The sequence below is a fragment of the Treponema sp. UBA753 genome, assembly GCF_002297325.1.
Taxonomy (GTDB): Bacteria; Spirochaetota; Spirochaetia; order Treponematales; family Treponemataceae; genus Treponema_D.
Genome location: NZ_DBKJ01000068.1, coordinates 20,997 through 32,804, shown reverse-complemented (window position 1 = coordinate 32,804; position 11,808 = coordinate 20,997). Strand labels below are relative to the sequence as shown.

Annotated in this window: 10 protein-coding genes and 1 tRNA gene; 9 read left to right on the top strand and 2 right to left on the bottom strand. The window is 40.1% G+C overall.

Annotation, left to right across the window (positions count from 1 at the left end):
• Positions 1-219: 219 nt before the first annotated feature.
• Positions 220-843: a YkgJ family cysteine cluster protein gene (locus B4C08_RS06005; RefSeq protein ID WP_296663970.1), complete on the top strand. Its 624-nt coding sequence runs from the start codon at positions 220-222 to the stop codon at positions 841-843.
• A 7-nt stretch (positions 844-850) separates the two neighbouring features.
• Here the strand turns inward: B4C08_RS06005 and B4C08_RS06000 are convergent, their stop codons facing one another.
• On the bottom strand, positions 851-1,726 hold the full coding sequence (locus tag B4C08_RS06000; RefSeq protein ID WP_296663968.1) for a YitT family protein: 876 nt from the start codon (positions 1,724-1,726) through the stop codon (positions 851-853).
• A gap of 108 nt (positions 1,727-1,834) precedes the next feature.
• Here B4C08_RS06000 and B4C08_RS05995 point away from each other — a divergent pair, with 108 nt between their 5' ends.
• Positions 1,835-3,898 (top strand): methyl-accepting chemotaxis protein, encoded by a 2,064-nt coding sequence (locus B4C08_RS05995; protein ID WP_296663966.1) that lies wholly within the window; start codon positions 1,835-1,837, stop codon positions 3,896-3,898.
• 62 nt (positions 3,899-3,960) lie between these two features.
• Positions 3,961-4,034 (top strand) — tRNA-Ile (locus B4C08_RS05990).
• A gap of 124 nt (positions 4,035-4,158) precedes the next feature.
• Here B4C08_RS05990 and B4C08_RS05985 read toward each other — a convergent pair.
• Complete coding sequence (locus tag B4C08_RS05985; RefSeq protein ID WP_296663965.1) at positions 4,159-4,929, bottom strand: hypothetical protein; 771 nt, start codon at positions 4,927-4,929, stop codon at positions 4,159-4,161.
• Between the two features lie 456 nt (positions 4,930-5,385).
• Here B4C08_RS05985 and B4C08_RS05980 point away from each other — a divergent pair, with 456 nt between their 5' ends.
• The 6 genes from B4C08_RS05980 (at position 5,386) to dnaX (ending at position 11,808) form a co-directional block, all read left to right on the top strand.
• On the top strand, positions 5,386-7,731 hold the full coding sequence (locus tag B4C08_RS05980; RefSeq protein WP_296663963.1) for a TonB-dependent receptor plug domain-containing protein: 2,346 nt from the start codon (positions 5,386-5,388) through the stop codon (positions 7,729-7,731).
• Positions 7,732-7,830: 99 nt separating this feature from the next.
• Positions 7,831-8,460, top strand: coding sequence for a MotA/TolQ/ExbB proton channel family protein (locus B4C08_RS05975; protein ID WP_296663962.1), 630 nt, complete (start codon positions 7,831-7,833; stop codon positions 8,458-8,460).
• Positions 8,453-8,854 (top strand): ExbD/TolR family protein, encoded by a 402-nt coding sequence (locus B4C08_RS05970; protein WP_296663960.1) that lies wholly within the window; start codon positions 8,453-8,455, stop codon positions 8,852-8,854. The genes B4C08_RS05975 and B4C08_RS05970 overlap by 8 nt, the downstream gene beginning before the upstream one ends.
• Entirely contained in the window at positions 8,851-9,255 is a 405-nt protein-coding gene (locus B4C08_RS05965; protein WP_296663958.1) for an ExbD/TolR family protein, read from the top strand. Before B4C08_RS05970 ends, B4C08_RS05965 begins: the two co-directional genes overlap by 4 nt.
• Positions 9,252-9,884: an energy transducer TonB gene (locus tag B4C08_RS05960; RefSeq protein ID WP_296663957.1), complete on the top strand. Its 633-nt coding sequence runs from the start codon at positions 9,252-9,254 to the stop codon at positions 9,882-9,884. The genes B4C08_RS05965 and B4C08_RS05960 overlap by 4 nt, the downstream gene beginning before the upstream one ends.
• Positions 9,885-10,089: 205 nt before the next feature.
• A complete protein-coding gene (dnaX, locus tag B4C08_RS05955; protein WP_296663955.1) occupies positions 10,090-11,808 on the top strand; it encodes a DNA polymerase III subunit gamma/tau in 1,719 nt (572 codons plus the stop codon).

Sequence of the window (11,808 nt, the reverse complement as noted above, 5' to 3'; positions counted from 1 at the left end):
CATTATCGGGCTTGACCCTGCGATGTTTCTGAAAGAAACTCGGTTGATAATCTATTGAAAATTTCCAACAGATTCCTGACCGAATTTACTGCGTAAACATCGCAGTGTCGTAGCACGGGAATGACATTTAAGAAGCCGCTTTTTTTGACTTGTATAAAACCTAGAATAAAAAAACGTGCAGCGCAAAATTTTTGTAAAAACTTAATTTAGGCAAAGGCCATGGAATCAGTTTTTGAAAGCCTAAAAGACACTTGCGAAGGCAAAATTGCCGCCGAAACAGAAAGACTTTATTTTAAACTTGAAAAGCAGCAGTCGGACTGGTACAAAAAAACAAAATTCACCTGTCCTTCTGGATGCGGAATGTGCTGCCACAACTTTGAGCCGGATTTAACACAAGCCGAGGCCAACTTTATGGCATTGTGGCTTATACAAAATCAAAGGCAAACTGCGGAAAAACTTCTTGAAAGCGCAGAAAATTCCGGCAAAACCTGCATCTTTTTCAATGCGGAAAATAATTATCATTGTTCCATTTACGGCGGACGTCCTTTTATTTGCAGGCTTTTTGGAGCAAGCTGTTTTTACAGCAAAAACCGTTCACTTGTCTGGCGGCCATGCAAATTTTATCCGGAAGAAAAACTTTCAAGGCTTGGACTTTCCCACAGGCAGTATTCAAAAGATGAAGCAGAAAAAATTCTAGGCGGCGTTCCTCCTGCAATGAGCGACATAATGGCGCAGGCAATGGCTCTCTGCCCCGAAAACAAAAGCACCGAGCCTCTGCGGAAAATTCTTCCCCGAAAAATTCAGCACATATTTTTTCTTCTCAAATGCTGCGGAAAAGTTTAATAAACGCTTAATCTTTGCTTCTTGTAAAAAACCGCCCTAAAATTTCTTTTGTTTTTAAAACATTTATAAAAGCGGCTGGATCGCATTTTTTAAGCTCACGGCTCAAAGGTCCAAGCTCATCCGCAGAAACAACTGTGTAAAGCATTGTCTTTTCTGAATTTTTGTAGCAGCCTGTTCCAATAAATTTTGTAGCGTCATGGTTTGTAGAAGTCCTTACAACATGGTACATTTCGTCGGGTTTTTCTGTGATAATAAAAAGCGTTATTTTTTGATAGCGGCGATAAAGTTCATTTAAGATTTGAGTCGAGCTGAACTGAAAAATAATCGAATAAAGAGCTTTGTCCCAGCCAAAAAGAATTCCAGCCACAACAAGAACGCAAATATTCATTCCGAAAATCATGTTCCACATATCCATGCCTTTTTTTTCAGAAAAATAAATTGCGATAAAGTCCGTTCCGCCGCTTGTAGCATCAGCATAAAGGCAGCAAGTTATAGCAAGTCCGTTTAAAATTCCACCGAAAATCGAGCACAAAAGCAAATCGTCTGTAATGCGTATTGAAGGAATAAAATCTGTAAGAAACGAAGAAATTGCAATCATCAGCAAAGAAAAAATTGTGAACTTCTTTCCAATATATTTAAAGCTTATAAAAACCGGCACGGCATTCAGCGCAAAATACAAAACTGTATACGGAATTTTTACATTGAAAAACTTCAAAAATGCTCGCTGAATCAAAAGCGAAATTCCTGCAAATCCGCCTGGAAAAAGTTCTGCCGCATAAGCAAAAGAATTCAGATTCATGGAAAAAATAACTGCGCCGGCAATAACAAGAACCACACGTTTAAAAGTTGAAGGCGTCGGAATAATCGTAGTTACATTGCTCATGTTAAAATTGTATCAATAAAATATCGTTTAGTTAAGCAAAAAAAATTGACATTCACCCCGTAGCTGAATAATATAAAAAGGGGTTACGAAATTCTCGGTAGGTTTTTTATGGAAAAGAAGAAGTCTATTTATTCAGTGCTTGTTGTTATTTCTGTTGTGCTTTCAGTTGTTGTTTCGGTCTGCGTTTCGCTGGTTCTGCGCAAGATGATTTCGGGCGAAATTACAGGAATGAAAAAAATGGAGCTTAGAGCAAGCTCGGACAGGATGCACGTTCTGTTCGATTCACGGCGGGAAAATCTTGAGAAAAAGCTTTCAGTGATTCAGGACAAGATTGACTGGAGTGGCATTTCATCTAAGGACGAAATTTTTAAGAGGCTTTCGGAAGCTCAGAAAGAAGCGGAGCTTTACAGCGTGATTCTTGCCAAAACCTCAGGCGAGACAATCTATTCAGCCGGAAAGAACAGTTCTGTTTCGCTTGCCTCCGAAAAGAACGCGCTCAAGGCTGCCGCGGGCGGAAAACTGAATTCATGCGTCTCTCTCAAAAATGACGAGGTTCTTGCAACCGCAGCCGCAAAGTTTCCAGCGATAAACGGAAGCGTTCTTTTGATTCAGCAGGAAATTTCAGACCATGAGTGGATTTCAGAATACGGTTCCACGCTCGGATGCAGCATGAACATCTTTATAGAAGACACTTGCGTTGAAAGTTCTGACATTGACGAGAACGGCAAACCAAAGACCGGCGGAAAAATGGGAAGTCCTTTCATCATCGGCGAAGTCTACGAAAAACGCCATGTCCTTGAGCTGATTGACCGCTACAAGGGAAACGTTGCCGCGACGGTTTTCAGCCCGATTGACAGCGAAGACGGAAACGCCATGCTTTACCTCGGAATAAATCTGAAGGAACTTGCAAAAAGCTCATCGCACCTTGTTAGTCTTGCGCTTCCTGTTGTGATTGTTGCGATTCTTGCAAGCCTTGGAGTAATCCTATTTATAATTCTGCAGATTGTGATGAAGCCTTTGAGAAGAACGTCCGTGGCATTCAGAAGCCTGAACGGAGAATCCGGCACTTCCGACCTTACTGTAAAAATAGACACAAACAAAGAGAATGAAATCGGCGAGATGATAGATTCCGTGAACCAGTTTATCGGAACTTTGAGAAGTCTTCTTGCGGACGTGAATTCGGCGGAATCCCAGCTTGAGTCAATAGGAACAAGCCTGGCTTCAACTTCGCAGGAATCGGCAAGCGCGGTCTCCCAGATTATGTCGAACATTCTGAGCGTAAAAAATCAGATTGAAAAACAGAACAAGACGCTTGATGAAGTTCAGGGAATTCTTGACAGCTCAAGCCGCGGAATTGATTCGCTTGAAAAGAACATCGAAGACCAGTCCGCAAAAATCACGGAATCGTCATCTTTCATCGAGAAAATGGTTGCTGACATCGCGGAAATGTCGGAATCCGTCGCAAACCTTGCCGGAGAATACAAGGAGCTTATCCGCATCACTGATTCCGGAAAGACGCGCCAGAACGAAATGGCGGATGAAATCAAGAACATGGCGGAGCAGTCCAAGAATCTTGCCGACGCGAACTCCGTAATCTCGCAGATTGCCTCGCAGACGAATCTTCTTGCCATGAACGCCGCGATTGAAGCCGCGCATGCAGGAGAAGCCGGAAAGGGATTCAGTGTTGTTGCGGACGAAATCAGAAAGCTTGCCGAGAATTCCGCCGCGCAGTCAAATTCAATCAAGAAGGAGCTTGAGACAATCGGCCAGGTGATTGCAAAGGTTGTTGAGACTTCAGAAATTTCCGTAAAGGAATTTGAAAAGATAACTGAAAAAGTCAGCTCCACTGAATCACTTGTTCAGAATGTGGACACAACAATGTCGCGCCAGCATGAGTCCTCAAAACAGGTTCTAGCGAATCTGCAGGACGTGGACGATACGACTTCAACAGTTCTCAAGACCGCAAAGGAAATGTCCGCCGCAGTTGAGAATGTTGCGACCGCAGCCGGAAACCTCGATATGCTCGCCCAGCAGGTTGCAGGAAGCATGGACGAAATGTCGGAAGGCGTAAAGGAAATAAACACCTCCGCGCAGAACATCTCCGAAATGGCGCAGACAACCCACGACAGCATAAAGGTCATGGACAGCGTCCTGTCGAAATTCAAAATCTAGCGGAAGAAAACATTTTTGCTATTGACCCCAATGTAAAATTTCAGATATAATATTTGACATTCGGGCCATTAGCTCAGTCGGTTAGAGCAGGGGACTCATAATCCCTTGGTCCTAGGTTCAAGTCCTAGATGGCCCAGTAAAATTATAAAGGACACTTCGTAATGAAGTATCCTTTTTTTTATTTAAATTAATCAACAAAAATTCTAGGACTTGAAGCGCAATGAACGCCGACGCGAAATTGCCATGCAGAGTTTCAGTTTTTAAAGAATAAACTTTACGCCTGTGTGAACTTCTATTCCTATTTCAGTAGATTTAGAAGAAAGATCAAATGTCGTGTCATCATAGCCAGATTCACTTAAAGTTCCAAAGCAAGAACCAGCATTTATTTCGCATCCCAAGGAAAGAGCCGTTGCAAACTTTGAAGTTTTTAGAATTCTGTAATTTATAGAAATTCCGAGTTCACATCCGCCTGCAAGCGACATTAAATTATACGAATCGTCTTTGTTTTCAAATGAAGTATAGCTTCCGTAAAGTCCAAGTTTAAAATCAAAGAAAAAAGATTCAGACTTGTTGTAGCGGCCGCAAAATCCCAAAGCCAAAGAATAATCTCCACCATTAACTTTGTCATTGAAAGTCTTTTTTGTTTTATCATCTTTTTTTATTTTAATTATTGCATTTCTGTAAGAAAGCATTTCAACATCAAAATAAATTCCACACTGATATTTTGAACTGTCCGTTTGGTTTTCCTGCTGACTTTCTGCAGAATCTTCATCTAATAAACTAAAAAGCATTTTTCCAGTTTCTGAATTTTCTTTTTCAACAAAATAAACAATCCCCGCTTCAAATCCAAATTCTAGCAGTTTGTTAATCGAGCCTGTAAAGTCATCTAAATTTTTTCCGCGCACAGTAGGAATTTCAATTTCTGAATGATTGATAGGCTTTCCAACAACATCGAAGCTAAACTGAATATTTGCAAAACAATTGATTGCAGCAACAAAAGCTACAGCTAAAAGCAAAAAAATCTTTTTCATAAATAAAACTCCACAAGATGGTTCATAAAAGTTTATAACACAACAACGTGTTTTTAGAAATTTTTTTTATTCTGTATTGACAAGCAAAAAGATTATAAGATATAAAAATAACATACGTTATTGTAAAAGAGAGTTTATATGAAAAATATCAGCTTGTCAATTTATTCAACAAACAGCAAAATTGTCATCTGCAAAAATTCATCTTTAAAATTATGCAACTTATCACCTAAAAAACGCGGCATAACACAAATTATATTTTCTTTTGTCCACAAACTTATATGTTTACTTTAAAATCTATGTTTTACATTAATATTTTATTCTAAAACAAAAATATATTAATGTTAATTACTAAAATCATATTGACAAACGATATACATTTTATATAATTCAATAAAACTAACAAAATAAGTACCAAAGCACTTAGGTTTTATTATTCAAGTACAAATGGGAGGAAAAATGAACCAGGTATTCAAACTATTTATCGCACTGGGACTTTTCGCTTCAAGTTTTTTTGTTCATGCGCAGGCAGCACAAGAGGCAATGCAGTCTGATGACAATTTTGACGACATCATAATGGAAGGCGAAGGCCTTACTCTTGAACAAACCGCAGATTCGGAAAAAGAAGCAGTGAGCGGAGTTTCTGTCGTAATGGACAAGGAACAACTCAAAACAACTTCGCAGATCGGACTTGTTGAAGACGTTATGAGTTCCGTGCAAACAATGCCCGGCATAACTTTTAACGGCAACTGGAACAGCGAGCCTTCAATCCGCGGAGGCTATCCAAGGGAAATGCAGACTGTTCTTGACGGAGTTTACATTCTTTATCCGTGGCACTGGGGCGGCGCATATTCAATCTTCAATCCACACATGACAGACAGCGTAAAGATGAGCAACGGAGTTTTTTCGGCGCGCTACGGACAGGCTCTTTCAGGACTTATGGAAGTAACAACAGTTCAGCCGGGCGAAGAAATTCACTTTGATTTCAACATAACTTCTATTGCGACAGATTTATTTATTCAGCTTCCAGTAACAAATAATTTTGGAGTTTTTGCAGGCGGAAAAATTACTTACATTGAAGGCTACATTGGAGCATACAAAATGTTTGGCGGTTCAAATGAAATTACAGACGCGCTAAAAACCGTTCCTTATATCCGCGACTTCTACACAAAAATTTATTGGAATCCGGCGGAAAAACTGAACTTGACTTTCAACGCATTCTACGGAAGCGACGGAGTTGGGCTTGAAACAGACGACACTGACGATGGCGAGCACACAACATCGGACTTTGATTTTAGTATGCAGACCGCATTTGCAGCATTGAACGCAAAATGGATTCCAAGCGACAACACACAAGTCAAGGCACTTGCAAGCTACAACTGGACTTTCGAAAACCTGACGTACAGCGGAACTGTTGACGGCGAATTTAAATACAACGATGATTTTCTTGAGCAGTACGGTTCCCTTTTAAGCGACGAGGCAAGAACAAGAAAAAAATATCAACTAAACACACAGAACGAAAGCCAAAAAGAGCGAATAATTGCCCATCAGATTCAGGGAAAAATTGAAGGCGAAATGGAACTTAATGCAAGTAACAGAATTGCAGTCGGCGCAGAAGAAATGTGGAGCAGAAGCGACACTACACAAAAAATGCACGGCTGGAACGAGCAGCTAAAGAAAGATTCGCCGTACCCTGACTTTTACGAAATCGATTATTCAATAAAAGAAAAAGGAAATAATGTTTTTAAATCAGCAGCTTATGTGCTTTGGAATTTTGGAACAGAAACATCTGTTTTTAGCGGAGAAACTGGATTACGCATTGACGAGCTTAACATAAGAAATTACAACGCTGATTTAAGCCTGGATGCAAAACCAGTGTTTAATCCAAGGGCAGTTCTGCACTGCACACCGTGGCGTTACACAGATTATTTTGACAAAGTTTCATTCAGCGCAGGCTGCGGACTTTTTTCTTCTGTTCCAATGGAGCTGATTGTTGCAAGCAAAGACATGGGACTTAAGGAATCAGATGTAAGTCCAAACAGGGCAATTTTCACTGTCTTAGGAACCGAGCTTAAATTCAACGAGGACTGGAACTTTAAACTTGAAGGCTACTACAAGCACTACCTGAACAGAATGTTTACTGTAGAAGACGACACAGATCCAATGGATATAAAACTTGATTCAAGATTCAACGGAAAAGGATTCACAACAGGATTCGATCTTATGCTGGAAAAGAAAAACGGCGAAAAATGGGACGGCTATCTTTCGTACTCGTTTGTAATGGCAAGATTCAAAAATCCGTATACAAAACTTTATGACGACCAGACAACAAATTACGGCGATCCGCTTGATGAATGGTACTATCCTGACTTCCACAGATTCCACACGCTGAATGCTGTTGCAAACTTCAAGTTCAAGGAGCACTGGACATTCACTGTAAAAGGAACTTTCGCCACAGGAACTCCCAAAAAAGACAGCAGCAGCATTTACTGCTACCCGGCAAAACTTGAAGACGGAACTGTAATTCAGCGTTATACAAGGAACAGTTTCTACAACGATAGTTTGCGCACACAGATTTCGTGCCCAATTGACATTAGGCTTGGCTATAAGAAAAAAGTCGGAAAATCATCACGGACAACACTTGAATACTACATCGGCGCAGAGAATATTTTCCTGAATCTTTACAGTCCAAAAGGCGAAAAAGGATTCAACAGCCGCACAGGAAAAGAAGACGATAACACTTCAAGCGCAAATTTCAACATTGGAATTCCGATGATTTCACTCGGACTTAAAATAAGCTATTAGCCTTAATTTCGAGCTTTGATAAGAACAGCAATTTAAGTGTCATTCCCGTGTCAAGCACAAGAATGACAGATAAAAAACCGATTTTTATGGGAGAAAAATATGACATTCAATTTGGTTGAACTTTTTAAACTCGGCGGACCTTTTATGTGGGTTCTTCTTATTTTCAGCATTGCGACATTCGCGCTGGTTTTGGAACGTTGCATTTATCTTTTCTGGCACGACTGCAATGTTTCATCTTTAAGCAACAGTATAAAAAAACTTTTAAGGCAGAACAAAAAAGACGAAGCGGAACAACTTCTTTCTTCATTCAGCCGCAAAAAAACAGCCGCAACAGTTTTTCTAGCTCTTTTACAGAATTCAAAATTCGGAGAGTCAAGAATGGAAAAAGCTGCGGAAAGTGAAGCTCAGGAAAGAATCCGCAGAATGGAAAACGGCTTTAATTATCTTACAGCTCTTTCTTCACTTGCGCCTCTCACAGGATTTTTGGGAACAGTTTCAGGAATGATTGGAGCTTTCAAGTCGATTGCGGACGCCACAGATGTAAATGCGCAACTTGTCGCAGGCGGAATTTACGAGGCCTTAATTACAACAGTTTTCGGACTTATAATTGCGATTGTTGCCCTTGTCGCCTACAATCTTTTTGTTCAGAAAGTCGATGTCTTTGCCGCCGAAACTTCAAAAGCCGTAAACGACATTATTCCAGAACTTCTTGGTGCACAAAATGATTAAAAGCAAAAGACGACCGTTTGAAGACACAAGCTCAGGCTCGCTTCAGGACTTGAGCTTCCTCTTGATTGTGTTTTTCATTGTGATTGCGGGATTCAATGTGAACAAGGGCTTTGTGCTGAATTTGCCGTCAAAAGAAAAACCGAAAGTTGTGCAGCAGAACGACCTTATTAAAGCCAGACTGAATGCAGATGGAACTCTAATTCTCAACGGAAAAAACGCAAGCCTTGAAGAGCTTTGCACCGCGCTTCAGGAAAAACAAAAAGAATGGCCGAACATGACATTTCTTCTTTTTATAAATCCCGAAACTCTTTATCAAAATGTAGTCGATGTGATTTATGAGATAAGAAATCTTAATATAGAAAACTTCTGCTTCAAAATGGAAGACAGTGTATGAACATAAAACGCAAAAAACGAAAAGCAAGCATAACAACATCCTCAATGTCGGACATAGGATTTCTCCTGCTGATTTTTATAATGCTGATTTCGCTTATGAACCAGCGTTATGAAGAACACATTGAATATTCCGAAGCAAAGCAGCTACAAAAGACAAGTCTTGAACACAACTTTGAAATCTGGATTCAAAAAGACGGAACTGTAAGCGCAAACAAGCAAAATGCAACGCCGGAACTTCTGGAAGCCCTTGTTGTTTCCGCAATTGCCGAGCATCCAGATGTGCAAGTCCACATAATCGCAGATAAAAACACGCCTTATAAATATGTGAATTCAGTTGTGTCCGTTTTGCAGTCGCTTCAGCACAGAGTTGTAAGCTTTGTGGTAAAGGAGTTTGTAAAATGAAACAGCCGAAATTCTGCGGAATCTGCCAAAAATTCTACAAGCCGCTCATACTTATCGTAACAATTCTTCTTCACATCGGGGCGTTCTGTATTTTCAAGGGAAAGAACGAAAAAAAACTTGAAGAGCAAGATTTTATTGAGACAAAAGTTTTCAAGCTCGTTGATGCACAGGAATATCTTCCGCCGCCACCAAAACAAAAATCCGCTCCAAAAAGAGAAGCTGAAGTTGCAGAACACAAAGAGCCAAAAGCAAGCGAAAAAATCGAAGAGAAAAAAGAGGAAATTGCAAAAGAACAACAAAAACAAGAAGCAGAGCCTGAGCCGTTCGCAGACTATGTTCCTCAGCACAAGATTTCAAAAGCACCAGCATTTCCTTCAAAAAAAATTCTAAGTCGACTTTCCTATCCGCAGATGGCAAAAAAACAGAAAATTGAAGGCGTAGTTGTGCTTGAACTTTTTATAGATTCCAAGGGAAAAGTTGTAAAAATCAACGTGCTGAAAAATCCCGGCTACGGATTTGCAGAAGCGGCAGTGGCAGCGTTCAACGGAATAGATTGTGTCCCATCGTTAATCAACGGAAAAGCTTGCGCTGTAAGATACAGATACCCTGTCAGATTTAAATTGACGTAATATATAATAGAAGAAAACATTTCAGTTAGAGCAAAAAAATACGTTCCTGCTCTAACAGGAAAGAACTTCCGCTTAAAGCAAAAATGCCGTTCCTGTTTGAATAGGAAGCACGTTCCGCTTAGAACAGGAAACAAAAATTCTACGGTTGATTTCCCTTTAAAAACTGCCGTTGTAAATATTGATTTTTTACTGTATTCTATAGCGTATGGCTTACGAAGTTACAGCGACAAGGCGTCGTCCACAAAATTTTGACAATCTTGTTGGTCAGGAATTCGTTGCAGAAACCCTCAAGAATTCAATTCAGTCAAAAAAAATAGCTCACGCATATTTGTTTTCAGGTCCGAGAGGATGCGGAAAAACATCAACTGCAAGAATTCTTGCAAAAGCCCTGAACTGCCAGAAAGGACCTACAGCTTTTCCGTGCGGAGAATGCGCAGCCTGTAAGGAAATAACAGCCGGTTCTTCGCTCGATGTAATTGAAATAGACGGAGCTTCAAATACAAGCGTAAATGATGTTCGCCAGATAAAAGATGAAGTTTTGTTTCCGCCGAATTCATGCAGATACAAAATCTACATAATCGATGAAGTCCACATGCTTTCAACTTCAGCATTCAACGCACTTTTAAAGACAATTGAAGAGCCGCCGCCATACTGCATTTTTATTTTCGCAACTACGGAAATCCAAAAAGTTCCAGCTACAATAAAATCAAGATGCCAGCAGTTCAACTTTAGGCTTGTTCCAATTGAAAAAGTAAAACAGCAGCTTGCAGAAGCCGCCAGCGAACTTGGAATAAAGGCAGAAGACGAAGCGCTTTATTGGATTGCAAGAGAATCAACAGGCTCAATGAGAGATTCGTACACGCTCTTTGATCAGGTTGCAGCTTTTTCCGGCGGAGAAATCACTTACGAAAAAATCCGCGACAAGCTTGGACTTGTTGGAGTTGACCGCTTGAATGAAATATTCGGATTCTGTGTAAAAAAAGATTCAGAAAACGCGCTATTAAAGCTTGATGAATATTTGCAGAACGGCGTAAGCATTGAGCAGCTTATTTCAAACTGCGCAGACTATTTAAGGTCAATTCTTCTTATAAAAAGCGGTGTAAAAAAAGAATCCTTGCTTGGACAAAGCGCAGACCGTTTTTCTAAAGAAGTGTTGGATTCCTGGAATTCAGTGCAGACAGAAAGAGCACTTGGAATTTTTATGCAACTTTACAGGGATGTCCGCTACTCGCTAAGCCCAAGATACGAATTTGAGCTTGCAGTTTCAAGGCTTTGCTGGCTTAAAGATTACGTTTGCGCAGCGGAAGTCAAAAAAGCAATTGATGCTGTAAAACCGATTTTGGCAAATTCAACCTCGCAAAGAAAAATCCCTGCTGAAAAAAAAAATGAACCGGTAAATATAAATGCGCCAAGGAATTCGTTTTTATCTGTTCCCGCTCCAATTCCCACATTCAGCGCGCTGGAAGAAGACGAAGACTCTTTTTATGATGGCGGAGCTGAACCGCCTGAAAAATTTTCAGCAGAGGCAGAAACCAAGCCTTTAGAGCAAAACCAAGATATTCCGCAACAAAAAGAATCCGCGGCAAAAGATGTAGACACTTCTGACATAGAAAAAGTAAAAGAAGCAATGATTTCTGATTTTTCTGTGGACGATGCTTTGCTTGCCAGCACTTTAATGCAAACAAAAGAATGGAAGCTTGAAGAAAACAAAGCAAGCGCAATAAGTGAAAATCAGTTTGAGCAGATGCAGATTCAGCAGCAGGCTTCTAAAATTTCAGAATATCTTTCTAAAATTTACGGACGGACAATAAGCTTTGAAATTCAGTTTGTTCCGAAAAAAGTTGAAGAAAAAAAGCAGGAAATTCCTACAGAAGTAAAAATTCTCCGGGATGTCTTTAAAGGAACTATAACCGTAGGAGCGTAA